Source organism: Psychrobacter sp. CMS30 (assembly GCF_904846565.1).
GTDB lineage: Bacteria > Pseudomonadota > Gammaproteobacteria > Pseudomonadales > Moraxellaceae > Psychrobacter > Psychrobacter maritimus.
The window spans coordinates 89,376-115,996 of the sequence record NZ_CAJHBF010000007.1; the positions used below are offsets into that span (position 1 = coordinate 89,376).

The 26,621-nt window shown below is 43.8% G+C and carries 17 protein-coding genes and 2 pseudogenes; 12 read left to right on the plus strand and 7 right to left on the minus strand.

Annotated features, from left to right (window positions below; genetic code table 11):
- Positions 1–99 precede the first annotated feature (99 nt).
- On the plus strand, positions 100–1,986 hold the full coding sequence (gene parE, locus JMX94_RS05480) for a DNA topoisomerase IV subunit B (RefSeq protein WP_201563935.1): 1,887 nt from the start codon (positions 100–102) through the stop codon (positions 1,984–1,986).
- 169 nt (positions 1,987–2,155) lie between these two features.
- Positions 2,156–2,851, plus strand: coding sequence for a lysophospholipid acyltransferase family protein (locus JMX94_RS05485; protein WP_227673524.1), 696 nt, complete (start codon positions 2,156–2,158; stop codon positions 2,849–2,851).
- Between the two features lie 132 nt (positions 2,852–2,983).
- On the opposite strand, the gene JMX94_RS05490 is transcribed toward JMX94_RS05485, so the two are convergent.
- Positions 2,984–3,766 carry an SDR family NAD(P)-dependent oxidoreductase gene (locus JMX94_RS05490; protein ID WP_201563939.1) on the minus strand — a complete coding sequence of 261 codons (783 nt, stop codon included), beginning with the start codon at positions 3,764–3,766 and terminating at the stop codon, positions 2,984–2,986.
- Between the two features lie 265 nt (positions 3,767–4,031).
- Between JMX94_RS05490 and JMX94_RS05495 the strand changes: the two genes are divergently transcribed.
- Positions 4,032–5,357 (plus strand): hypothetical protein, encoded by a 1,326-nt coding sequence (locus JMX94_RS05495; protein ID WP_227673525.1) that lies wholly within the window; start codon positions 4,032–4,034, stop codon positions 5,355–5,357.
- 223 nt (positions 5,358–5,580) lie between these two features.
- Here JMX94_RS05495 and JMX94_RS05500 read toward each other — a convergent pair whose 3' ends face one another.
- A complete protein-coding gene (locus JMX94_RS05500) occupies positions 5,581–7,353 on the minus strand; it encodes a mechanosensitive ion channel (RefSeq protein WP_201563941.1) in 1,773 nt (590 codons plus the stop codon).
- 430 nt (positions 7,354–7,783) lie between these two features.
- Here JMX94_RS05500 and JMX94_RS05505 point away from each other — a divergent pair, with 430 nt between their 5' ends.
- The gene (locus JMX94_RS05505; RefSeq protein WP_201563943.1) at positions 7,784–8,515 is read left to right on the plus strand and encodes an FKBP-type peptidyl-prolyl cis-trans isomerase; all 732 of its coding nucleotides are present in this window, start codon (positions 7,784–7,786) and stop codon (positions 8,513–8,515) included.
- Positions 8,516–8,713: 198 nt separating this feature from the next.
- On the opposite strand, the gene argA is transcribed toward JMX94_RS05505, so the two are convergent.
- Positions 8,714–10,036 (minus strand): amino-acid N-acetyltransferase, encoded by a 1,323-nt coding sequence (gene argA, locus JMX94_RS05510; RefSeq protein WP_201563945.1) that lies wholly within the window; start codon positions 10,034–10,036, stop codon positions 8,714–8,716.
- A 509-nt stretch (positions 10,037–10,545) separates the two neighbouring features.
- On the opposite strand from argA, the gene JMX94_RS05515 reads away from it, so the two are divergent.
- Positions 10,546–11,133 (plus strand): hypothetical protein, encoded by a 588-nt coding sequence (locus tag JMX94_RS05515; protein ID WP_201563947.1) that lies wholly within the window; start codon positions 10,546–10,548, stop codon positions 11,131–11,133.
- A 158-nt stretch (positions 11,134–11,291) separates the two neighbouring features.
- Here JMX94_RS05515 and JMX94_RS05520 read toward each other — a convergent pair whose 3' ends face one another.
- Positions 11,292–12,221, minus strand: coding sequence for a patatin-like phospholipase family protein (locus tag JMX94_RS05520; protein WP_201563949.1), 930 nt, complete (start codon positions 12,219–12,221; stop codon positions 11,292–11,294).
- A gap of 351 nt (positions 12,222–12,572) precedes the next feature.
- Between JMX94_RS05520 and recG the strand changes: the two genes are divergently transcribed.
- From recG to JMX94_RS05545, 5 genes are all read left to right on the plus strand, one after another.
- Complete coding sequence (recG, locus tag JMX94_RS05525; protein WP_201563951.1) at positions 12,573–14,927, plus strand: ATP-dependent DNA helicase RecG; 2,355 nt, start codon at positions 12,573–12,575, stop codon at positions 14,925–14,927.
- Positions 14,928–15,355: 428 nt separating this feature from the next.
- Positions 15,356–16,450: an OmpW family protein gene (locus JMX94_RS05530; RefSeq protein ID WP_201563953.1), complete on the plus strand. Its 1,095-nt coding sequence runs from the start codon at positions 15,356–15,358 to the stop codon at positions 16,448–16,450.
- Between the two features lie 391 nt (positions 16,451–16,841).
- Positions 16,842–17,993, plus strand: coding sequence for an IS200/IS605 family element RNA-guided endonuclease TnpB (gene tnpB / locus JMX94_RS05535; protein ID WP_201563955.1), 1,152 nt, complete (start codon positions 16,842–16,844; stop codon positions 17,991–17,993).
- Positions 17,994–18,311: 318 nt separating this feature from the next.
- The gene (locus JMX94_RS05540; RefSeq protein ID WP_201563957.1) at positions 18,312–19,646 is read left to right on the plus strand and encodes an efflux RND transporter periplasmic adaptor subunit; all 1,335 of its coding nucleotides are present in this window, start codon (positions 18,312–18,314) and stop codon (positions 19,644–19,646) included.
- On the plus strand, positions 19,643–22,741 hold the full coding sequence (locus JMX94_RS05545) for an efflux RND transporter permease subunit (protein WP_201563959.1): 3,099 nt from the start codon (positions 19,643–19,645) through the stop codon (positions 22,739–22,741). The genes JMX94_RS05540 and JMX94_RS05545 overlap by 4 nt, the downstream gene beginning before the upstream one ends.
- Before the next feature lie 249 nt (positions 22,742–22,990).
- On the opposite strand, the gene JMX94_RS05550 is transcribed toward JMX94_RS05545, so the two are convergent.
- Both JMX94_RS05550 and JMX94_RS13550 read right to left on the minus strand, forming a co-directional pair.
- On the minus strand, positions 22,991–24,391 hold the full coding sequence (locus JMX94_RS05550; RefSeq protein WP_201563961.1) for a surface lipoprotein assembly modifier: 1,401 nt from the start codon (positions 24,389–24,391) through the stop codon (positions 22,991–22,993).
- Between the two features lie 95 nt (positions 24,392–24,486).
- Positions 24,487–25,176, minus strand: coding sequence for a Slam-dependent surface lipoprotein (locus tag JMX94_RS13550; protein ID WP_374220403.1), 690 nt, complete (start codon positions 25,174–25,176; stop codon positions 24,487–24,489).
- Positions 25,177–25,189: 13 nt separating this feature from the next.
- Between JMX94_RS13550 and JMX94_RS13555 the strand changes: the two genes are divergently transcribed.
- Complete coding sequence (locus JMX94_RS13555; protein ID WP_374220404.1) at positions 25,190–25,513, plus strand: pentapeptide repeat-containing protein; 324 nt, start codon at positions 25,190–25,192, stop codon at positions 25,511–25,513.
- Between the two features lie 104 nt (positions 25,514–25,617).
- Here JMX94_RS13555 and JMX94_RS13560 read toward each other — a convergent pair.
- Positions 25,618–26,004, minus strand: a pseudogene (locus JMX94_RS13560) (histone H1-like repetitive region-containing protein); the annotation flags it as partial.
- A 7-nt stretch (positions 26,005–26,011) separates the two neighbouring features.
- Between JMX94_RS13560 and JMX94_RS13565 the strand changes: the two are divergent.
- Positions 26,012–26,206, plus strand: a pseudogene (locus JMX94_RS13565) (hypothetical protein); the annotation flags it as partial.
- Positions 26,207–26,621 lie beyond the last annotated feature (415 nt).

Sequence of the window (26,621 nt, forward strand, 5' to 3'; positions counted from 1 at the left end):
TATCTGACGTGAGCGACTGACTATTACCGTTACCGTCGCTATTTTTCGTTATAATGGTTGAATAGAATTAATCGCACATGAATAGTTAAGGATGCATTTGTGAGTCAATATAATGCGCAATCATTAGAAGTTTTAGAAGGGCTTGAGCCCGTACGTCGTCGCCCAGGTATGTATACCGATACCACCCGTCCCAATCATTTGGCGCAAGAAGTTATCGATAACTCAGTCGATGAAGCATTGGCGGGTTATGCGAAGGTTATCAAAGTGCAGTTGCATAGTGATGGTTCTTTATCAGTCGAAGATGATGGCCGCGGCATGCCAACCGATATTCATCCCGAATTTAATCAAACGGGTATTGAGCTGATTTTAACCCGTCTGCATGCTGGTGGTAAATTCTCGACATCTAACTATGAAGTTTCGGGTGGCTTACACGGGGTTGGTATCTCTGTCGTCAATGCGCTATCGACGCGAGTAGAAGTGACGGTATGGCGTGATAGTACGCAGTTTGAGATGGCGTTCGAGAATGGCGCAGCAGTCACACCTTTAACCGAAACCATCAGCTCAAATAAACGTAAGCGCGGTACCAAAGTACATTTTTGGGCCGATGGCAGCTTCTTTGATACGCCTAAATTTAATGTTAAACAACTTAAGCACAATCTAAAAGCCAAAGCCGTGCTAGCAGCTGGTCTAACGATTGAATTCGTCGATGATATTAATAATGAAAAAGTCGTTTGGCAGTTTACTGATGGGGTTGTTGAGTATTTAAACGAGCAGCTAGATGGTTTAGAGACTTTACCTGAAGCACCGTTTTATTATAATCACGATGCCAAAGCAGGCGAACGAGCGGGTATTACTTTTGCATTGTCTTGGCTGCCTGATGGCGGTACGCCTGTGCAAGAAAGCTATGTAAACCTTATCCCGACTGCGCAAGGCGGTACGCACGTTAATGGTCTACGCACCGGTATCTTGGAAGCGTTACGCGAGTTTTGTGATATCCATAATTTACTGCCTCGTAGTGTCAAGCTGACGGCAGAAGATATCTGGGATGGGGTGAACTATATCCTATCGCTTAAGTTTTCTGAGCCACAATTTTCGGGTCAAACCAAAGAGCGCTTATCAAGTCGTGAAGCGGCTGGTGCGGTGCAGACGTTGGCAAAGGATGCTTTTAGCTTGTGGCTAAACCAGCATGCTGATATGGGTACCCAAATTGCCGAGTTGGCGATTAATAAAGCAGGTCGTCGTTTAAAATCTGCGAAAAAAGTCGCGCGTAAGAAAATCACGCAAGGTCCAGCATTGCCGGGTAAGTTGGCGGATTGTCGTGGGGATTTGCGTGATGGCGCAGAGCTGTTTCTAGTAGAAGGGGATTCTGCGGGTGGTAGTGCCAAGCAAGCGCGCGATCGTCATTATCAGGCTATATTGCCACTGCGCGGTAAGATTTTAAATACGTGGGAAGTATCATCAGATACGGTTTTATCAAGTCAAGAGATTCATGATATTGCGATTGCTATCGGCGTCGATCCAGCGTCAGATGACTTATCTGAGCTGCGTTATGACAAAGTATGTATCTTAGCGGATGCAGACTCTGATGGTCTGCATATTGCTACGTTAATCTGTGCATTGTTCGTCAAACATTTCCCTGCCTTGGTAGATGCCGGTCATTTATTTGTAGCGATGCCGCCTTTATATCGTGTCGATGTCGGTAAAGAGGTGCATTATGCGCTCGATGAGCCTGAGCTTGCGCATATTTTGGCCAATGTACCTGGCAATAAGAAAGCGCAAATTACGCGCTTTAAGGGTTTGGGTGAAATGAGCGCAGAGCAGCTACGAGAGACCACCATGAACCGTGATACCCGCCGTTTAGTGCAGTTAGATATGGATGATATGGTATTGACCAATAGTGTGATGGATATGCTATTGGCTAAAAAGCGCGCGGCAGATCGTAAGTCTTGGCTTGAGAACAAAGGTAACTTAGCCGATATTTCCTAAAGAGTGATGAGAGAGCAGGAATAGGCGTCGATTTCATAGGCTTTATTTATATATGTTCATATATATAAATAATTGAGTAAGCTATCAGGTAATAAAAGCCTGCAAAATTCAGCTAAGCAGCACAAGCTTAATGTTATTATGTAGCTATCTTTTATTACATGGTGCCGTTATGACATCAAAGCTATTTAACCGTTCTAAATCAACTGCTTCTAAGCCTACGCGCTCAAAAGTATTACCGACATTAAGCAAAAAACATTTGGGTAATTTGGTCCCAAGACGTGGTAATAAAGCTGCGCCAATTATCGCATCAGCGTTATTAAAGGCCGCTGGTTGGCGTACGGTTGGTGAGATTCCAAACATTCCGCAGGCCGTGGTTTTAGCGCTACCGCATACCTCTAACGTCGATGGTATTTATGCGATACCAAGCTTATTTGCCCTAGATTTAAAAATCAGTATTATGGGCAAGCATACGCTGTTTAAAGTGCCATTATTTGCGCAGCTATTAAATTGGATAGGGGTTATTCCTATCGATCGCGGTAATAAAGGCTCGGTATTGCAAGCGAGAATCGATAAATTCAAAACCGGTAAGCCGCTATTTTTGGGTTTAGCGCCAGAAGGTACGCGGCAATATACCGAAAGCTGGAAATCGGGCTTTTATTATTTGGCAGTAGGTGCGGGTGTGCCTATTTTGCCCGTGGCGATGGATTATAAGACCAAAGAGATACGTTTTATGTCGCTGGTTTATCCTAGCGGTGATATCGACGCTGATTTACCAAAAATCTATGCCCAGTATCAGGGTGTAATACCCAGACATCCCGAGCGTTTATCGCAGCCTTTACAGGATATTAATAAGCAGATTGATTAAAATCTACCTTTCTTATTACTAAGTATCGTCTTATTACTAATTATCTATAGTAAAGAAGCCCCTGATAGCAAAATATCAGGGGCTTCTTTTTAACCTTAAAGTGATAAGATTTGGAATATATTAAATGGCTGCTTAGAAATGCGGCTGACCATTAGATGCGCTGACACCGCCATCAACGGGCAAGTTCACCCCAGTAATCATAGACGCATCATCGCTCGCCAAAAAAGTAATGGCAGCGGCAACTTCCTCTGGGGCGGCAAGACGGCCAAGTGGGCAGCGGTCTAAAAACTTATCGGTTTTGCTGCTATCATCTTGAATGGCGCTGGTCATATCGGTTTTAGTGACGCTTGGATTGACGGCATTGACGCGCACGCCATCTGCACCGTGATCTAAAGCTAGGGTGCGCGTTAAATTACTGATACCGGCTTTGGCGGCATTATAAGCGGCCATATTCCAGTCACCACCGATGCCAGACAGCGACGAGACATTGATAATATTGCCTTTGGTGGCAATCAGATGTGGCATCGCTGCCTGACAAACATAAAACGTGCCATTTAAATTCACATCGATGGCCGACTCCCAGTCTTCAGAAGACAGCTCGGTGATTTTGCCTTGTATGGCTTTACCGGCATTATTCACCAAAACGTCAATTCTCTCAAACTTGTCGATGACTCTTTTCATCATTTCTTGTACTTGAGCTTCTACGCTGATGTCACAGATGACGGTCAAAAAATTGTCGGTATGAATCCAAGTCCGGTCCTGTGGAAACGCTTCAGCGGTTTCCTGCAAGGTTTCAGCGGTACGTCCAACTAAAACAACGTTTGCGCCTTCATTTGCAAAGCGAATGGCGGTCGCACGACCAATACCTGAGCCCGCACCGGTGACGATAACGGTTTTTTCTTTAAAGCGTTTCATGATGTTCAGTCCTTGTTATTATATGATGGTGATTATATAGAGAAAGTCGTTGAGCCTGCGCTAGGGTGCTTGATTAGCTCGCGCAACTTTGATTGCCTTTATGCCATCATAACAACTCACTGCTACGAAAGCGACTGTGTATAATTGTGCTTATGTTGTTTAATCTTTTGCTAAAAGTAATGGCAAAGATTATTAGGCTAACATGCTTTGTATCCGTTGCAAGTCATACGCCACCATATACATTTAATATTAAAAGGTTGGAATTGTGTCAAATTCGACTACTGCGATTGCTGATAATCCTCATCTTGGTAATGAGCTAGCCTGCTATGTGCAGACTGATAAGTTAGAGATGCTATTGCCTGCTATACAAGCACTTGAAGCGACACATAAAATCCAATATAAGGCTCAAAAACTGGCTTACCACTTACCATTAGGTGAATTGCAGTTGTCAGAACTGGTGGTTTATTTGCCTGAGGGTATGCTTGCCGCTGATATCGAAAGTGTGCGTAAGACCGCTATTAAATCAGTCTTAGCATGGCATAAAGGTTATTTATCTGGGCAAAAAGCCGATATGGTGCACGCGATAGAAGTGTTGGTCTTTGATATTCAATTTAAAAGTGATATTGAGGAATCAAGCCATGTTGCAGACAAAGATAGTCAGCATGGCAAATCTAAACGTTTAAAACATGATTTTACTGCCCGCTATTTTATGGAAGATTTAATTATAGATATGAGTGATAACGGGCAGTTGTTACAAATATTTGGCTGGCACGACTGGCAATCGATACTCACTGCGCTTCATACCCCATGCGAATTGTGGCGATTTTTAAGATATCGCTTAGAGCAGTTGCAACAGAGCGCTATTAGTCATGTGCCAAGCTTTGAGTCTGAAGAGGCGTTGATTAATAACTTCGTAAACAGTTCAACGTTATTTACCCAAGCTATCGCCATAGACAATGCGCTGATTAAATATGGTATGCAGGATGAGCCCAATGCCGCCCTGATTGCTATGGCGCTTGCACAAAAAAATCATAGTCCTACTAGCCAGATGTATCAGCAGCACATGCAGCAAGCGGCTATTTTATGGTCACAGCTTAGCAGCCAAATGATAACGATGGTTAGTGAAAAGTTTATTGCTAGAAAAGGCAGGGAGCAGCAAGTAGAGCTTTCTCATTGGCAGCAGCAAATACTAGATGAATCATTGTTTTCGCGCCATGAGCTGGTTCGTACTTTATATCGGCATCCAAAGCAGCAGCAAAGTCTGCAACAACAAGGTTATGTCGTTCATCAACATTCCTATGAGTGTTTAGGTCGGCATTATGTGCTGATATTTTATGGACAGGATGCAGAAGGACAGCATAGTAAAAAGGCTATTCAACCGAACTTGGCGAAAATTGCTTTAGACGTTGCCACACGTTTACCGATAGCTGAGCTGCATCACGTTATTGTGCTTGGGATAGATTTTATCATAGAGGCGGAAGGTAGCTTTATGGATATTGACTTATGGATACAGCCGGTCGACGCCATGAGTCAGCGTGAGCGTCAATTGAGCAAGCAACTTCAGCGCTTACAGCAGCAAAGCCAAAAATAAAAACGATACGTTATAGCTGTGTGCGACTGGTATCGATTTCAAAATAATTCTACTATAGTAGAAGTAGAAATAGAAATAGGCTTAAAGACTATTATTTCAGCATACAATGACGAGTTTAAATAAAGGAAGCTTGAATAAAAAACTTAACTAGCAAGCATAAAAAAAGACAGCCTAAGCTGTCTTTTTTATTTAAGTTAACGACTATCCATTACTAAATGATAAGTTATTTCAAATTATCATTGTCGTTGCCAGTAGGGAAACCATTATTGTTGATATTACTGTCATCGGTTTCAATGTGGTTAATATCAACCGGTTCAGAACCCAAATCGCTTCTTGAATCTAAGTCATTACTTGTGCCTAAGTTGCTAGGCGTACCAGTATTTGAGCTTAAGTTATTTGGCGTACTGGCAGCAGCAGGCGTCGTAGATACGGTTGATGCAGGCGTCATGTTGCTCGCTGCATTTGGCGTATTCTCACGAACTGACGCGGCAAACTTATCTTGAGTTGACGAGTTCGGTGTCAAAGCAGATTTCGCTTTTGCTTCATCACGCTCTCTATCCATCTTATCCTGCATCTTGCGTAAGAAGCGAGCTGCCGCTTCTTGACCGCCAAGACCAAATGATAGAGCAAACGCTACTGCAACTGCACCTAAGGTTAGACCAAATGCGAGGTTAACAATAGAGTCAGCAATACCCATCGCTTTTAGACCCATGGCCAATACTAAGCCCATGATTAATACACGTACGATGTTTGCTAAGAACTGTGAACCTTGCTCAGAGCGCTCAACGACACCAGCGATGATGTTGGCAAGCCAAAAGCCAATAAACAGAATGACCGCGCCGAGGATGATGTTGGCACCAAACGCGATAAACATGGTGATGATGGCCGAGATAGGCTCAAAACCTAGTAAATCAGCGGCAGCGATAGCAGCAAACAACATCGCAAAGAAGATAATCGCATAACCCACTAGGTCAGAGATTTTCTTATCGCCCATCGTCTGCTCTAAACCAACTTTCGCAGGCAACTGATTAATTTGGGTGTTTTCAAGTAAACCTTTGATGATGTTGGCAACCATACGTACCACATAGAAGGTGACGATTAAAATCGCCGCTGCCATAAAGATATTTGGCAATGCTTCCATAATTTTATTAAGCATATTGGTCGCAGGGCGAGCAATCACATCGATTTTTAAGGCATTTAAAGCTGCAATAATCGTTGGAATGATAACCACTAAAAATGCTAATGAACCTGCGATATTAGGCAAGCTGTTTTGTTCGCTTAATCCTGCTTTAGTTGCAAGCTTCTGTACATCAAAAGTAGAAACTAAGTTGGTTACAATGCCGCGTACGACTTTGGCGATGATATAACCCACCACAAAGACCACACCAGCGATAAGGATATTAGGAATAAAGCTGAAGATTTTATCAACCATATTGGTCAATGGTGCAAATAAACCATCAAGCTCTAACTGACCAAGTACCATGGTCAATACAATCAACAGGATAAACCAGTAAACCATATCAGCAATGGTGCTGCTCATTGGCTTTACGCCAGCCTTGGCACTTAAACGCTCATCCATCGAGGTTTTTGCTAACGCTGCGTTAATCGCTGTACGAGCAACGGTGGCAATAACCCAACCAACCACACCAACGGCAACCGCCGCAATGATATTCGGTATAAAGGTCAAGACTTGGTTGACCATATTAGCAAATGGGGTTGAGATAGAATTTAGATTTAATTGACTTAACGCGCCAGCGATGGCGATGATGAAAATAAACCAGAAAACGATTTTGGAGATAATACCCTCTAAATCGTAGCTTTTACCCGTAGAAGAATTCATACGCTGGTTGAGATTTATCTTCGATAATACACCGCGTACAAGGGCGGCGATACCCAGTGCCACAAGCCAGCCAATGATAAAAATTAAAATAGCGCCGATGATGGAGCCAATAGGGCCACCCAGATAACCGTTGAACGATGTATACATTGGATTCATCCTGTCCTCCTTGAATGTTCATGTATCAGCCGTCAAATAATCCACGCTATTAAATATATGCTATCGAATAGAAACAGGATTATTTGCAGGAAACACATACCTAATTATTAGTATTTTTGATTTAAATTATTTAAAAAGCGGTTCTAAACAGAGAACAATCAACACTTTATGTCAATTGTTAACAAAAACTACGTTCTGTTACTTCATACCTTAACTAATTTAGCTTAGCTGATGTAATGAAGGATTTAAAGACAGAAAGCTTAACTGCTTACTATAGTTGTGTGATAAGTTGTTATTTTTGCGGCAAATATTAACATAGACTGTACATTTGACCGATAATTTCACGGGAATCATAGCTCCTAAAACTAAGATTTGTTATGATAGAAGAATGTGACATCTCGCCACTATCCTTATAATTTGAGAGTATTCTATGAAAAAAATTACTACCTTAAGCATTAGCGCCCTTGCTAGTGCGATGTTATTAATCACCGGCTGTAACGCCAGCAATGGTAATCAAGAAACCGCCAGCAAAAGCGTTTCAGTAACTGAAAAAAGCCCAGCCAATGAAAAAGTGGGTTACAGTTTGGGTTATATGATGGCAGAAGGTAATAAAGAAGCGGTCGGCGATCTTAATCTTGATACTTTTGAAAAAGGCTTCCGTGACGGCTATGAAGGTAAAGAGTCAGCATTGACGCAAGAGCAAATGCAAGAAGTATTGATGACCTATCAAAAAGAACAAGAAGAAAAGTTTGTTAAAGATATGGAAACCAAAGCAGGCGAAAATAAAACCAAAGGTGCGGCATTCTTAGCAGAGAACGGCAAGAAAGCTGGCGTGAAAACCACCGCTTCTGGCTTACAATATAAAGTATTGACCGCTGGTACTGGTAAATCACCAAAAGCGACTGACGTGGTTGAAGTAAACTACGAAGGTAAATTGATTGACGGTACGGTATTTGATAGCTCTTATGAGCGCGGTGAGCCAATCGAATTCCCACTAAATCAAGTCATCGCTGGCTGGACGGAAGGTTTACAGTTGATGAAAGAGGGCGGCAAATACGAGTTCTATATCCCATCTGATATCGCTTATGGCGAAGCGGGTAACGCCGGTATCGAGCCAAACAGCACGCTTATCTTTACCGTTGAGCTATTAAAAGTAAAATAAGGCGTTATTAGACTTTTAACTGTTTTAACCCAAAGTGGTTATAAAAAAAATGGTTATAAGAAAGCGCTTATAAAAAATAAAAAGCCCTCATACATTATGAGGGCTTTTTCGTGCGCGGCAGTTAAAGGTTAATTATCAATTGATTAATGAATGAAGGGCTAACTAACCAATTAACTCGCGGCTTATAGAGTTTTTTAATTATAAAGTCTTTTGGAACACTTTAGAGTTACGACCGTTATTATATTTCTCACGGCGCGCTTCCGGTAGGGCGCTTGCTTCAACTTCCGCAAACCCTTGCTCGACAAACCAATGGGCGGTACGAGTGGTCAGCACAAATAGCTTATGCAGACCATGGCTGCGTGCTTGCTGCTCTAAAAATGCCAGCAAGTCAGCACCGCGGCTGCCGCTACGGTATTCAGGATGTACCGCCACACAAGCGACTTCTGCTGAATCTGCATCCAACGGATAAAGCGCGGCACAGCCTAAAATCATGCCGTCACGTTCAATGACGCTATAGTTATCAATCTCTTGTTCTAAGCGCTCGCGTGAGCGGCTGACCAAGATGCCTTGTTCTTCTAGCGGTGATAATAGCTCAATCAGTCCGACCACATCGTCAATATTGGCACGGCGAATCTCTTCATAAGGGTCATGGCTAATCAAGGTGCCAGAACCATCACGGGTAAATAGCTCTTCGAGGAGCGCGCCATTTTTGGCATAAGAGATAATATGGGTGCGATGAACCCCTTGGCGGCACGCATTACTGGCGCAGCTTAAGAAATAATTAATCTCACAATTTAAATCACGGTCACGTAAGAAGCGGTCGACTTCATTTGGAATCATTTCACGTAGTAAGCGATTATCGTGATTGATACCCGCTTCTTCGCCTAAGAATATCAGCTTATCGGCACCGAGTGCCACAGCGGCACTAAGAGCAACGTCTTCAGCCAATAAGTTAAAGACTTCACCAGTCGCTGAATAACCCATAGAACCTAAAATTACGATATGGTCATGTAAAAGGTTGTTTTTAATGGCTTCAACATCGATAGAGCGTACTTCACCGGTCATCTGATAATCAACGCCATCACGGATACCATAAGGACGGGCGGTGACAAAATTACCCGAAACCGCGTCGATACGCGAGCCGTACATGGGTGAGTTTGCCAAGCCCATCGATAGCTGGGCTTCGATTTGCAAACGAATCGCGCCAACGGCTTGTAAAATAGACGGCATGGCGACGCGCGGGGTCACGCGAATATCTTGATGCAATGGCGAGGCAATGTCTGCGTCTTTGAGGTTTTTTTCGATTTGCGGTCGCGCCCCGTGTACCAATACCAGCTTGATACCCAAGCTGTGCAATAAAGCAAAGTCATGAATCAAGGTACTGAAATTTGGATGATTGACCGCCTCACCGCCAAACATAATCACGAAAGTCTTACCGCGATGGGTATTAATGTAAGGGGCAGAGTTACGGAACCAGTGAACGTATTCAGGGTTAATCTGTGGCATGGCGCTAGTAGTCATAATGGGAGCAATAGTCGTTAGAATAAGAAAAGGAGCGTGACAGCAAAAGCCTGTCGCTAATGAATTACCATAGCAAAAAACGCCGTTATGAGCTATCTTTTATTTCAGTGGTATTAAGAAGTCTTGGTAGTAAATAGATGATATACACAACCTCAACACGGGATTAGTGTACCGCCAAACGCTTTTTGTTATGCTAAGCGCTATTGCTTTAGTCATAGCTTACACAGATAATTGATAAAAATAACCATCGCTAAAAATAGTCATGGTAAAAAGTTAACATTCATCACGATGACGATATATGATGATGGCTAAGCTAAAAAATTAAGCAATAAAATAGTAGTGTGTGCAATCAGATGGTTGCTTAGCCGTATTATTTTATTGACGTGTTGTATTTACGTGTTTTATTGACGCGTTTTATAACTATATGGTTTTATCTACACATTGTTGTATTAGCGAATTTTTATTACAAGATTGTTTTATCGATACATTAACTAGGGATAATGAATGTCATGAAGAAAAGTAACCATTTTGCAAACCCGTTCAGTGCGTGGAGCGGACACCGCTTATTTCATGTTGTCGCCGGTACGCTCGTTGGGGTGATGGCAGTGACGCAGGCATCAGCGATGTTGCCAACGCCAGAACAAGCCATTGATAATTCAGTAGCAATGCAGGCAAATGCCAACCAAGGTAGTAGCTCCAATGCGCAAGCGGTTAATAGCAAAATTACTGCGTCACTCATTAGTGTCGATACCAATGGTCAGGAACTGCTCGTACCGGTGAATGCCAATACACGCTTGCAGTCAGGTAACGTCTTGGAGTATCAAGGCTACTTTACCAATACCAATGCCGATCGCGTCCGTAAAATGACGGTTACCATGAGTATTCCTGAGCAAGTAGAATTGCTACGTGCCGTATCTCCTGATTTCCCATATGGCAGTGCTGACGGCAGTAATTTTGCTCGTATGCCGTTACGTGGCAAGGTTGATAATCAATTGCAAGAAATCCCATTAAAATTCTATAAAGCGGTACGTTGGGACTTAGAAGGCGTTGGTCTTAATGACACCGTCGTGGTTAAATATCGTGCGCGTGTTAAATAAATTCCTTTTTTAATATTTATTTAATACTTGCCGAATCGAAAAAGCACCACAGTGAATACTGCGGTGCTTTTTTATTGTCGTTTTTTGAGCTTCGTCAGTACTGTAGCCTTTAAGTTGTTCTGATCATATTTGCTGTTCATTTATCGATTAAGGAGCTGCTAAAGCGTTGCATATTTACTCTGTGCTTTGTCTTTAATGAGTTGTTTAATTGCATTGATTTGTGGGGTAGTTGCTTGCGCGCCAGCTGTCATCAAAGTGCTGCGCTGGCTGGTATCGATTGAGCTGATATGAGCAACATTTGGCATGATGATAATATCAGCGCGATCGCGCTCACGGCGCATCGATGTAGTACGACTGCTACTTGCTTGACTGGAATCAGTGCCAGTTGCGGCGGCATTTGCGATAACGCTGCTCTCAAGAAAGCCCCAGAAACTGGTTAATGAGTTGATGGTCGGTTTTTTATTGCTGGCAGAAGTATTAACATTAGCAGCAGTCACATCAATAGCGATGATAATATCGGCACCCAAGTCACGTGCGGTATCAACCGGTACTAAGCTGACCACACCGCCATCGATATATTTTTTACCGACTTGTTCGGGAATGCGCGGGGCAATAAAGATATTGGGCACACTACAGGATGCTTGTACCGCAAGTCCAGCATTGCCACTGCTAAAAACTGCCTTTTTTAGCGTGTGCTTTTCGGCAGCAACCGCGGCAAAGCTGATAGGAAAGTCCTCTATAGCGCGTCCGCTTACTTTTGTATTGATAAAGTTTTTAAGCTTAATACCTTCAATAAAACCTTGATTGGATAAAGTGAAATCTGTCAATTCACTATCAGAAGTATTTAACGCTAAGCGCTCGAGCTGTTTGGCGTTATAACCACTGGCATATAAGCTGCCAACCAAGCTACCGACACTGGTACCGACCACTAGCGTTGGCGTGATACCGTTTTCTTCTAACGCCTTAATCACCCCAATATGAGCAAAACCTTTGGCACCGCCGCCGCCTAATACTAAGGCGACTTTTGGTTGATTGTTTATAGGCGTGACTGTCTCACTAGCTGGCGTCAGGCTCTGACAAGCACTCATAGACAATCCCAATATGCCAAGCATACTGAATCGCAGTAATCGTGATAAATGACGATATGAATAATAGGTAGTAAGTAAAAACATAAAAAACCTTAGCAAAAATCGTCATAGAGGAATAAATGGTTATACGATAAGCCATTCATCAATAGCTTACTCAGAAATCAGCTAGACGCCGTATCGCTAAATAGCTTAGCATAAGCAAGTCGCTTGTCAGTTATAATCATAATGACTGAGTATTTTATAGCAGGTTGATGATTATAGCTTTTATAAGACGGCTCAGACTTTAAAAAATAGACGTTAAAAAGTACAGTTGATTAAATAATATTTACCTTAACATCATTAGGATTATTGATGCCCATATCGGTTAAGCACGCGACAGTGAATCCATCAGACCATATTAGGTCTGATATGCCCGTTTCGGCGCTTGATATGCCGGTGACGGCGCTGGCGGGTGTGGGACCAAAAGTTGCCGAGCAACTAGCCCAATTAGGCATTGAGCGCATTTTTGATTTACTGCTGCATCTGCCACGTGATTACGAAGACCGTAGCCGACTGGTATCGATAGCCGATGTGGCGCATGGGCAAGCTGCCTTGATTACAGGGCGAGTGGTGCATGTTGATACCAAGCGCAGTGGTATGACGGTGGTGGTCGATGATGAGACTGGCACCATATCGCTGCGTTTTTTTAAGGTATATCAAGGTCTTGCGCAAACGATGAGTCTTGGTACGCAGCTGCAATTATTTGGTGAAGTAAAGGTCAGTCGTTACGGTAAGCAGATACATCATCCTGAGTATCAGGTTATTAGTAGCAATGAAGCCGTCATTAATACAGGCTTACAGCCGATTTATCCTAGTGTGAAAGGCTTACATCAAAATAAGCTGCGCACGCTAATTAAGCTTGCGCTGCAAACGGTTCGTACTCAAGGTTTACCGATGACCTTGTTTACGCCGGCTGACTTTGCAGTGGTCGCTGATTTACCGTTAGTACCTTTTGAGCCTGCTAAATTAGCAATTGCGGAACATGATTTTCCAGACGATATATTTTCAACCCTCGCGCGTAGTGTGCCTGACAATTCTATTAACAATAGTGTAAATAGAGCTGAGTCCTCTATTTATAACGTAAATAATGACTCTAATACAGCCACTGCTAATGATATTGCTAATAATAACGTCTATAACTTAACCATATTTGAAGCCTTAGTATTGCTGCATACGCCGCCGACTTATACCGATGCCGAGCGACAATATCAGCTGCTGACGCAATTAAGTGCCCGTACCCATGCGGCTTGTCAGCGTCTAATCATTGAAGAGTTGACCGCCCATCAGCTTAGCTTATTGTATCGCCGTCAGCAATTACATCAGTATAAAGCGCCTAAATGTACTATGAATAGCCCACTGACGGATAAGCTGTTTGCGGCATTGCCGTTTGACTTAACCGGCGCACAAAAAAGAGTCATGAAAGATATCACGGCAGATATGGCGACTTCTATTCCGATGCTACGACTGGTACAAGGCGATGTGGGTGCAGGTAAAACCTTGGTTGCGGCAGGCGCAGCAGGTTATGCACTCGATAGTGGCTGGCAGGTGGCGGTCATGGCACCAACAGAAATTTTAGCAGAGCAGCATCTGGTGAATTTTAAAAACTGGTTTGAGCCGTTAGGGGTCGGCGTTGGCTGGCTCGCTGGTAAACAAACGGCAAAGCAGCGCCGCGAAGCCTTAGCGGCAGTGGCGGAAAATACGGTACAAGTGGTCGTTGGCACCCATGCATTATTTCAAGAGCAGGTACAGTTTGCCAAATTGGGCTTGGTTATTATTGATGAGCAGCACCGCTTTGGCGTTGAGCAGCGTATGGCCTTGACCAATAAAGGCGTGGCGAATAGCACGCCGCATCAGCTAATTATGACAGCAACCCCGATTCCGCGTACGCTCGCGATGAGCGTTTATGGTGATATGGATACTTCCATCATCGATGAGCTACCTCCGGGGCGTACGCCAATTACCACAGTGACGATTGACCGTAACCGCCGCGATGAAGTCATTGAGCGTATTGCGGTCAATTGTGAAGCAGGCAGGCAGGCGTATTGGGTCTGCTCATTGGTAGAAGAATCTAGCGTGCTTGATGCGCAAGCAGCAGAAGCGACTTATGAAGACTTAAATGAGCGCTTGGATATTCGCATTGGCTTGGTACACGGCAAAATGAAGTCTGCTGACAAGCAAGCCATTATGCAAGAGTTTAAAGCGGGCAATCTTGATTTATTGATTGCCACTACCGTTATCGAAGTGGGTGTTGATGTTCCTAATGCGTCGTTAATGGTCATCGAAAATGCCGAACGGCTGGGTTTATCGCAATTACATCAATTACGTGGACGCGTTGGGCGCGGCTCGACCAAAAGCTTCTGCGTACTATTATACCAAAAGCCGTTATCAGAGACGGGCACGGAGCGCTTAAACGTCCTGCGAGAAAGTACCGACGGTTTTGTTATTGCGCAAAAAGACTTAGAACTACGTGGTCCTGGTGAGCTGTTAGGCAAACGTCAAACCGGTAACGTCGGTTATTATTTGGCCGACCTTATTCGTGATGAGCAATTATTTGCCATTGCGCAGCGCTTAGCAAAACATCTTATTAGCGATCCGACACGTAAAGCCGACGTAAGCCAATTGATACACCGCTGGATGCCAGAGGCCAGTCGCTATACCAATGCTTAATACTGATTGACGCAAGAAGTCTTCTATTACTGATTGACATAAGAAAAGCCATTATCCTTCTAGGAATAATGGCTTTTCTTTATGGTTTTTATAAGTAGTCTTTTGAAAAAAACGAATGCTGTGTTTAATTTTTGTCAACGAATATTGACTTGGTTGTTCTGGAATCATCCTTGATATGACAATTAGAGTGTGGCAGTTTACGGCAGTGGATTGCCAAAGTGTCTTCCATGCGTTTACTAGAATGTGGCGATTTTTATCACGATAAGTCTTTAAAATTCGCGCATTTCTAGTTGTTTTACCGATTCTAACAGGACGTTAGAATGAGAGCGTGACGGCTTAATACTGCCAACATTATCTAATCTGTTTAGTGATTGCTGTGCCATTCATGCTTCTAATTCACGGCCTGAATTTATTAACAAGGATGTTTCATGAAAAAGATGTTAACCCTCGCTTGCGCCATTGCAACGCCATTATTATTTAGCCAATCCGCTGTTGCTGAGTTTGATTATTTTAAAACCGATGGTAGCTTCAAACGCTTTTCTGTCTCTGCTGGCTGGTTACATGCCTCTCCGCAAGGCAAAGCCAACCCCCTAGAAAACACCACTGCCATCAAAGACGGCACAGTTGCTAATAATGGCAGCGTAAAGGTCGAAACGGTCAGAGAGGTTTTGGTTAAAGATCAAGATCGTTTTGGATTTATAGATGGCACATTAAAGGGTTTAGGTGCTAAAACGGATTTATCCAAAGTTCCTGTATTAGGCGACGTCTCTGGTACGAGCAAAATTAACGGCTTAGAAAGCTGGACCAGTGCTGGTACAGGGCTTGAGTCCGATGACGTCGATACGTTTGGCTTGTTGTTTAATTATTATCTGAATGATCATTGGTCAGTTGAGGTCAAAGCTGGCATACCGCCCAAAGTAGATATCCTAGGTCAAGGGCAGGTATATGCACCATTAAAGGGCACGGTCAGTCCGGACGGTATCGCAGGTACTTTATTGGGTGATTTTGAAATTTCAAAGGATATGCCGATTACTGATTTAGAACAAGGTAATGGCGTGGCCTCTAGTGCTCGTGCATGGCTACCGGCCGCAGGGGTGCAATATCAATTTGGCAAATCTGGGGTCAATAAATTTCGCCCTTATGTCGGTGCTGGGGTTATGTATGCCTATTTTGATGACATTGAGCTAAATGATGGTATTCGTAAAGATTTAGAAAGGGCGGGACACCAAATTCAAAATATTAAAGATGGCAAAGCGGGCGCTGCGTTAGAAAATGTGAAATCCAGTCAAGGGATGAGCGTGGATGTTGAGGCTGACAGTGCCTTTGCGCCTATCGTTACGCTTGGTGCTACCTATGACTTTAATGACAAATGGTTTGGGGTAGGCTCTGTGTCCTATGCAAAGCTGGACAGTGATACGACGATTACAGTCAAAAACGATAAGAATGAAGAGTTGATTCGAGCAAAGTCTAACCTCGATATTGACCCTTATATTACCTTCCTTGGTGTCGGCTATCGTTTCTAATAAACACTTTATAAAAAATTCAGGACTTAATAAACATAGCGCACATTCTTAGGGGTGTGCGTTGTGTTTTTTTGGTTATAAGTTATAAAGAGAATCTCTATCTATTCAATTTCATGGACGCGTATTTCTGCTGGTTTATTACTTTTATCGTATTCGCTTTGAGAGTTTTTACATTAGCCTATTCTTAGTAGACGCTAAACTTACGAACCTAAGACACTATATATAAAAATAAGATGATGACTTGATATATGCTATCCTCAATAAATTTACCAAAAACCGCGCAGAAAGCCCCTACTTCTAAAGTATCGGGATGAAGGCGTTATTGGTAGCAGTCCTTACTACCTGTGGTATTATAATTAATAATCATACCACTTATTAACAACAAGCAGCGATGCCAAAGCAAATCCTAAAAGCCTATAAAGTCAGACTATATCCGACCATTGTCCAGCAAGTATTCTTTGCCAAGTCATTCGGCTGTGTGCGCTTTATTTGGAATAAGATGCTTAGCGATAAGATTGAGCACTATAAAGAAACTAAAACAACCCTCAAAAACTACCCTGCTCAGTATAAAAAAGAGTTTGAGTGGCTACAAGAGGTCGATAGTCTGGCATTGTCTAAAGTTGAACGTCATTTGCAAAAAGCCTATCAGTCGTTCTTTAAAAACGGCACAGGCTTCCCCAAGTTCAAGAAAAAAGGGCAACGCGATAGCTACACCACCAACAACCAAAAGGGCACAGTGGCGATCACAGAGAGCACCGTTAAACTGCCTAAGATTGGCCATATCCCCGCTAAATTCCCGAATAAAATAAACGGTTTGATTAAGAGCGCTACCATCAGTAGAACCCCATCAGGCAAATACTATGTCAGCTTATTGGTTAAAACCATTGCCACACCACTACCAAAAACACACTCTAACATCGGTATTGATTTAGGATTAACTGACTTCATCGTCTTATCGGACGGCACTAAAGTAGCTAATCCTAAGTTTTTATCGAAGTTGCAAGACAAGTTAGCTCGCGCACAAAAGATTTTAGCCAAACGTAGAGCAGTTGCCGAACTTGCTAATCGCAAACTTAGTGACAGTCGCAATTATCAAAAGCAAAAATTTAAAGTCGCTAAAGTTTATGAGCAAATAACCAATAGCCGCACTGACTTTCTACACAAACTCTCATTTAATCTCATCAAAAACCACGATGTGATTGCCATAGAGGATTTAAACGTCAAGGGTATGGTTAAGAACCATAAACTCGCCAAAGCCATATCAGACAGTTCATGGTCAACATTCACCACCATGCTTGCTTATAAAGCGCAATGGTATGGCAAAACGCTTGTTAAAATAGACCGATGGTATCCATCCTCTAAAACCTGCTCAGGCTGCAACCACTTACTGACCAAGGCTGAATTACCCTTGTCATTGCGATCATGGGATTGCCCTAGTTGTTTGCAAACCAATGATCGGGACATTAACGCCAGTATCAACATTCTCAATGAGGGTTTGAAACTGGCCACACTCAAAACCGTCGGTTCGACGGAGTTAGCTTAGTCAATTTGCCTAACCGCTGATACAGAATACCGTATCAAGTATGGGTATTACCTAAGAAACCCCTACCTCTAAGGTAGTGGGTAGTTCATAGACTAATGTAATCACAAATATTGCTGCGCGGGTTAAAGGTTGACGGTGAGCATGGGTAGAGTATTTATAAGCTGCTATTTTTTAAGCTTAAAACGCATAACCCTATTGTTTATTGTATTGCTTTATTAGGCGGCTTTGATTGACGCTAGTCTGTTTTTTTTCCTATTATGTTTCTAACATTATATTTCTTATATCATTTCTAATTGCCTGTATTGACAGAGAGTTATCATGAGCGATGTTGAAGACCACAAGCTGCCAGTTGAATCTGAGCTACCACCTTACCGCCAAGCGGATGGGCGAGCGCCCAAATCATCATCGAAATTTCCCTTATGGTTGTTGCCGGTATTGGCTATCGTGCTTGTCATTGGGGTATTGGTCGGCAAGTACTGGGGCGGTGATAAAGCGGTGAGCAATGAGTCGCCAGCTGCTAACAGTGTGCAAAACGCTAGCGCAAACCCAGACGGTGCTAGCAGCGCGCAAGCGGTGTTGTCGGTCGAAACGGTGTCGCCAAGCCAAGACAGTATTGGTAACACACTCAGTGCCGATGGCACCATCAACGCTAAAGATGTCGCTAATGTCAGCCCTAAAGTAAATGGTGTGGCTATCGAGCAGGTGTTGGTTGAAGAAGGCGATCGGGTCAAAGCGGGGCAAGTCCTGGCGATATTTGATACCGATGCCATGGAGCAGCAAGTCTTGCAAGCTGAAGCCGATGTTGCTGAAGCCGAAGCAACGCTTGCCAATGCGACTGCCGATGCCGCCCGCGTCCTGCCGCTGATTGAGATTGATGCCATCAGTAGACAAGAAGCGGATCGCTATCGCACCTCTAAACTGCAAGCACAGGCGGCATTACAAGCGTCTAAAGCGCGCCTAAGTACCCAGCGTTTAAGTGTCAATAATGCCAATGTGGTCGCACCGGTCAGCGGTGTCATCAGTGAAAAAATGGCTGAGGTTGGCATGGTCGCTGGCGGTGAGCCATTATTTACCATTATTAAAGGCGGTGTTTTGGAGTGGCGCGCGGATATCGATCCTAAACTCCTTGGTGAAGTCAGTGTCGGCACGCCAGTACGCGTCAGCTTGCCAGCCGGCGATTCAGTCATGGGGCAAGTCAGCCGTATTGCACCAACTGCTGATGATAACCGCCAAATTACTATTTATGCTAGCCTTGCTGCGAACTCAAAAGTACGAGCAGGCATGTACCAAACGGGCGAGTTTTTATTAGGTAGCACCAGCGCCCAAACCGTGCCAAATAGCGCCATTGTCAGTAATGATGGTTATGATTATGTGATGCTAGTGACTAATGTTAATAGTCAAAACGGTCAAAACATTGGCCGTATCAAACAACAACGCGTGACCTTAGGTGAGCGCTTTGGTGATAGTGTGGCGCTGACAGAGCCATTACCTGCAGAAAGCCGACTGGTAAAGCAAGGCGGTAGCTTCTTAAACGATGGCGACTTGGTGCGAGTTGTTGATGGTTTAAATACAGCCAATGATAAATCGGGTAGCCAAGCTGGTAAAACGGCAACCGCCGCAAGCACTGGCACAGCCACGCAGGCGCGCTCATGAGTTTAAATGTTTCCGCTTACTCGATTAGAAATCCCTTAGTTGCCATTTTGCTATTTGTGCTGCTGACCTTGGGTGGCATCTACGGCTTTATGCAAATGAAGGTGCAGCAGTTTCCTGATATTGACCTGCCAGCGGTGGTGGTTACGGTCACTTTACCGGGTGCTGCGCCATCGCAGCTCGAAAACGATATTGCAAAAAAGGTGGAAAATAAGCTTACCAGTATTGAGGGTGTCAAACATATTCGCACCACATTACAGACGGGCGTAGCGACCATCGCCACCGAGTTTGTCTTAGAAAAAGACATTCAAGAAGCGGTCGACGATGTGCGTTCGGCAGTCGGTGAGGTACGGGGCGATTTACCAGCCGCTGCCAATGATCCTATTATTACCAAGGTTTCAACGTCAGGTTTCCCCGTCGTTACCTACTCTGTTGCCTCTGAAAATATGAATGTAGAGGATTTGTCTTGGTTCGTTGATGACACGGTGACCAAACGCCTATCTGACATACCAGGCGTCAGTAGCGTTAGCCGTATCGGTGGTCTACAACGTGAGATTACCGTTGCCGCTGATCCTATCGCCCTCAGTGGCTTAAAACTCTCTATCTCGCAATTATCCAATCAAATCGCAGGAATCCAACAAGACAGCTCGGGCGGTGAAGCAGAAGTCGGTAAAACCACGCAGACCATTCGGGTACTAGGTGCCGTCGAGCGCGCCAGTGAGCTAAAAGACTTGCAAGTGGCGGTACCGACAGGTGGCACGCAAGCGCTTGGTCGTATGGCAACCATCACTGATGGCGCGGCTGACCCAAGCTCGATTGCCAAGCTTGACGGACAAACGGTAGTCGCCTTTAATATTACCCGCTCGCGTGGTGCTAGTGAAGTCGAGGTGATGGAGCTGGTTGATGCCGAGCTTGCCAAGCTGTCAGCCGATGTCGGCAATATCGATATTGAAAAAGTCTACGATAGAGCCACGCCAATTGCCGAGGATTATCAAGCATCTTTACGCATGCTGATAGAAGGCGGTTTGCTTGCCGTAGTCGTGGTGTTCTTATTTTTACGCAATATCCGCGCGACCTTTGTGGCTGCAGTGGCGTTGCCATTGTCCGTTATCCCGACGTTTTTGGGCATGTACTTATTTGGCTTTAGTCTTAATATTATCTCGTTATTAGCACTGTCATTGGTCATCGGTGTACTGGTCGATGATGCGATTGTAGAAGTCGAAAACATCATCCGCCATTTGCGTATGGGCAAAACCCCTTATGAAGCCGCGATGGAAGCGGCTGACGAGATTGGCTTGGCAGTCGTCGCGACCACCTTTACCCTAATTGCGGTGTTTTTACCGACGGCATTTATGGGCGGTATTGTCGGGCAGTTTTTCCGGCAATTTGGTTGGACAGCGGCCTTATCCATATTTGCATCGTTAATGGTCGCGCGCCTAATCACCCCGATGATGGCCGCTTATATATTGCGCCCAGAAAAAAAGCATGTCGAAAAACAAAGCGCGCTGATGGATTGGTATTTAAAAGTGGTCTCATGGACGCTGCATCATCGCTGGATTACGATGGGGGCGACGTTAATATTATTTGTGGCGTCGTTGGCTTTGGTGAAATTACTACCGACGTCCTTTATCCCTGATAATGATATTGACCAGACGCGGGTCGAGATTGAGCTGACCCCAGATGTGGCGCTTGAAGATACTGAGCGTGTTGCCGCGATGGCCAGTGAACGTATATTGGCGATGCCTGAAGTGACCAATATTTTTACCTCAGTAGGAGAAGCGCAAGCAGCAATGGAAGCCAGCTCAGGCGGCAAAGCTGAAAATATCGCAGGCTTGGATATTGTGCTTGCTCCAAGAGCAGAGCGCGGCTCTAAGCAAGAAATTGAGCGCCAAATAAGCACCATGTTGGCAGAAGTGCCGGGCGCGCGCTTTTCCGTTGGTTTATCGAGTGGCGGTGAAACTGGTTATAATTTTTCTTTAACCAGTACCGATCCGCGCCTGCTTGAGCAAACAGCGCAGCAAATGATGGCAGAGATTCGGGCGTTACCAAGTGCTGGTGCTGTCACCAGTGATCGCAGTCTGCCGCGCCAAGAGCTGACAGTGACACCAAACAGACTGGCGATGGCTGATAAAGGCGTGACCACGCAAGATATTGCTACGACCTTACGGGTGGCGACCGTGGGCGATTATGAGCAGCGTTTATCTAAGCTCAATCTCGATACGCGGCAGATACCGATAGTGGTGCGTTTGCCAGATATTGCCAAGCAAAATGTCAGTCAATTAGAGGGCTTATATGTGCCGAGTGCCTTACCTGCGGGACAAGGCGTACGAGTGGGTGAAGTGGCGTCGTTAGACTTTGGTACTGGACCTGCGCAAATCAGCCGCCTCGATCGTGAGCGGGCGATTAGTATCACCGTCCAGCCTGCCAATGGCGAGCTTGGCGACTTGGTACAAGCGGTTAAAAGCATACCCAGTATGCAACAGATGCCAGCCTCTATTACCATTATTGACCAAGGGCAAGCCGAAAACATGGCTGAGCTATTTAGTGGCTTTGTAATTGCAATGTCGGTCGGTGTGGTCTGTATTTTAGGCGTGCTGATTTTATTATTTGGTCGTATCTTGCAGCCCTTTACCATTTTGATGGCGTTACCGTTATCTATTGGTGGCGCTTTTGTCGGCTTGGTGATTACCAATAGCAGTCTGTCGATGCCATCGATGATTGGTTTTATTATGCTAATGGGTATCGCCACCAAAAACTCTATCTTATTGGTCGATTATGCCCTGATTGCCCAGCGCCGAGGTTTGGCGCGTTTTGATGCCATTATCGATTCTTGTCGTAAGCGTGCGCGGCCAATTATTATGACCACCATTGCGATGGGCGCTGGCATGCTGCCTTTAGTTTTTGGTTGGGGCGATGCCGATCCCACCTTCCGTCGTCCGATGGCCGCCGCAGTATTGGGTGGTTTGGTGACTTCAACCTTATTAAGTCTCGTCGTCATTCCCGTGGTTTATACCTTGATGGATGACTTATCAGGATGGTTTGGTAAATGGTTGATACCGCATGGTAAAGATAAGGAAAGCACAGTTATCGAAAAGTAGTCAGTGCTGGTAAAGTGGTTGATTCTTACGTTAAATGTTGGCTAAAGGTTAGTTTGTTGTGAAGTGCCAATTTATTCTCACAGGGTAAATTATACGGTAGTCTAGCTATGAATATGGAGCTATCTTAGATAAGTAAAATAATCTAGGATAGCTCCATAAATATTGTTTATTTCATATTAATTACGCTTTATTTATTCAATATTTTTTTATGAGTTTCAAAAAATAGTATTTCATATTCAGCAGTAAACGTTAAAAATATTTATCTACTTTTACGAAAAATGTGCTGTTGCTACGCTCATAAAGTGGCAAGTTACTGTCAATTTTCTGATACTCGTAGTTTAACTTAGGTGTAAAACCGTGCCAACTCAGTTTTTTATGTCCTAGAGTGGTACTAAATTGATATTCATCGTCTTTACGCTTTTCGCCATAAAAGAAATTGTCTGCTTTAAAATCTCGCTGAGCGTAACGAACACTGCTTCTTAAACTAATTTTATTTCCAGAGAATACCATTCCGCCGCGAATGCCTTGACGATCTGATGATTCAGCCTGATCCGCTAAGTCATCACGCATAAAATCAGCACCGGCATAAACCAGCCATTTAGGCTTTGGTTGGTAAAGTAAAATCCACGCAGTACTGTTGGCATGACCATCGTAGTAATTAGCTAAGTCATCGTCCTCATAACGCTTCTGTAAATGTGAGACACTCCCAGAAACTTGCCATTGATCTGATACTTGTCGGTTGTATTCTAACGTCGCTGCATAGTTCTGATTATATCGACTTCCACCTAGCAAGTTTTGCTCAACCATCGTTATGACACCCCATGATTGCTTGATGTCTTTATAACGGTAGCCTAAATTTGCTTGCAGTGTTAATTCACTATAATCACTATTATCCCAATAATTTACGCCCCCTAAGTCTACACTTTTATAAATATAATGATTGCCTTTGAGATTTTTTTCTTGGGTAGCACCGACGTTATAACGTATGCCGTGTGCATCTTGCGGTAATGAATCATCACTACGAATAAACGTGGCTTCACCAAGCACTAACTCTTTTAAATCAGATGCCTGATTGACGTTATCAGTGGATTCATAACTAAAGTTTAGTGTAGGCTGCCATTCTTGAGATTTTTTGATGGTGCCTAAAAGCTGGCCAACCAAAACTTGTAATGCTGGTGCAAGATAGGGCTCAGCTGTCTCAAGTTGCACTTTTGCTTCGGTATAACGCTTGTCTTCATATAACATCATTGCCAAATCAAATCTTGGATAATGTAGATTTGGTTGACGCTCTAAGAGTTGCTGATATAACACAATAGCTTCTTTTTGGCGACCCTGATGTCGATATAGTGCCCCTAGTCCATAATCATATAAAATTGGATCAAAGTTCGCAGTCGTACGATATTGAGCCAATAGTCCTTCTAGCTTTTGCCAGTCCTTATTAACAATCGCGAAACTGATGCTTTCTTCTAGACCGCTACCTTCTGCTAGTGGTGCAACACTTGGCGTATTAAGGCTAGGCTGGTTGAGTAATAGGTCTGGTTGTATTTGCGGCGTCTTTTCAAAAAATACGGTTTGAGTAGGGGGTGTTTCTTGAGCGATGGCTGGGGCAGATAATGCAATACAACAGGCTGTATAGAGCTTTATTTTCATTAACTTTTACCAATATGACGAAAAAACCGTTTGAAATATAGAGTAAATACTTCAAACGGTTTAATTTATAGAGTTATTTAAGGATGAGGTTTCTCTTATTTAGAAATTTCACCACGAGTACCGCCAAAGCCAATCGTATCTTTACCATCGAATATAACCTTACCAGCAATCTCTTCAGCCTTTTTGCCATAGAAGTCTAACAAGTAATTTCCGTTTCTAAAGCCTTGTTGAGCGGTTGAGCTGATACCCGTTCCTGATATGGTACCTTGTTGTAAATTAACAGTATCGCCTAAGCCAGTAATTGAACCAGAACCAGTACGGTCAGTAAAATTCACGTCATAAGATAATACGCCTTCAATTAAACCACCTCCATAAAAGCTAGTATTATAGGTTCCATTGAATGCTTTACCTTTATAAGTCGCATTGCCTAGCATTGGAATGGCATCAGTCGTAGTTTTCAAGCCTCTAATAGCAATATTTGAGTCTCTTTCATCAGTGAAAATAGCGCCTGTCTGATTGTTATAAGATAGGTCTCCCGAATAATTACCTAAAACAACAGAATATGGTTGATTATAAACTACAGTTTGAATTCTCGATTCTTGTGTAAATGCGTTTCTTGTACTACTACTAGACGCTCTTGTATTGGCAGTAATAGCACCAACTGGATATATATTATCTGAGATACCCTTAGCTTGAGCTATCTCCTGTTCTAGTTTTGTTTGTGCGTAATGAGCAACGATAGAATCTAATACATTTTGTGCCTGTGCTGCATTAGATTCTTTCATAGCCTCAGCATAAATGGCTGCATCCTCATCACTTAATCCTGCATCTTTAGCTTTTTTATTTAATGCTAGACGATTGGCTTCGATCTTTTGTAAGCGTTCTTTCTCAGCGGCAGCTTTCTCGGCAGCGGCTTTCTCGGCAGCAGCTTTATCAGCAGCGGCTTTCTCGGCAGCGGCTTTATCAGCAGCGGCTTTCTCGGCAGCGGCTTTCTCGGCAGCGGCTTTATCAGCAGCGGCTTTGTCAGCAGCAGCTTTATCGGCAGCGGCTTTATCGGCAACTAAAGTTTCTAATGCAGTTTGCGCCACTTTATCAGTAGCTTGCTTATTGGCTTCTGCATAAGCAGCTGCTTGTGCAGCACTTAAGCCTGCTTTCTTAGCTTTATCGAGTAAGACTAGACGATTGGCTTCGATTTTTTGTAAGCGTTCTTTCTCAGCTTTATCGGCAGCGGCTTTCTCAGCAGCGGCTTTCTCAGCAGCAGCTTTCTCAGCAGCAGCTTTCTCAGCAGCAGCTTTCTCAGCAGCGGCTTTCTCAGCAGCGGCTTTCTCAGCAGCCGCTTTTTCAGCAGCAGCTTTCTCAGCAGCAGCTTTTTCAGCGGCGGCTTTTTCAGCGGCGGCTTTTTCAGCGGCGGCTTTTTCAGCGGCGGCTTTTTCAGCAGCAGCTTTATCAGCAGCAGCTTTATCAGCAGCAGCTTTCTCAGCGGCGGCTTTCTCGGCAGCAGCTTTTGCAGCGGCGGCTTTTGCAGCGGCGGCTTTCTCAGCAGCAGCTTTCTCAGCGGCGGCTTTCTCGGCAGCAGCTTTCTCGGCAGCAGCTTTTTCAGCGGCGGCTTTTTCAGCGGCGGCTTTTTCAGCGGCGGCTTTTTCAGCAGCAGCTTTATCAGCAGCAGCTTTCTCAGCAGCAGCTTTCTCAGCGGCGGCTTTTGCAGCGGCGGCTTTTGCAGCGGCGGCTTTCTCAGCAGCAGCTTTCTCAGCAGCAGCTTTCTCGGCAGCATCCTGCTCTGATAATGGTGGGGTGTTTGGAGATAGTTTTGTGTGATTGCCGCCACTGCTACATGCGACAATAGTTACTGCTAGAATAGTAAGAACGCTTACTTTTGAGAAATGAATTAAGGACACTTTATTGTTGCTCCGTTTAACCTAAGGTCATTTTGATTTTACAATCTCAGTTTTCTTAAAACTAAAAGATATAAGGTTCTTATAATTTTTAGAAAAATGAGATTGATTCTTATTTCTGAAAATATGTTTACTTTATAATATATTACTCTATTGTTATATAAGATTGCAAAAGAATATTTATTTTATTTATCCATTTAATATTTGTAACTTACTGGGTCTATATGTTAATAGGCTATGTAAGCTATTAAGTATCTTGAATAGCTTTAGAATAGGGAGTATTTCGTAAAGTTTTGAGGGGCGAAGATAAGTAGTTTTTTATAGGGAATATGTTTCAG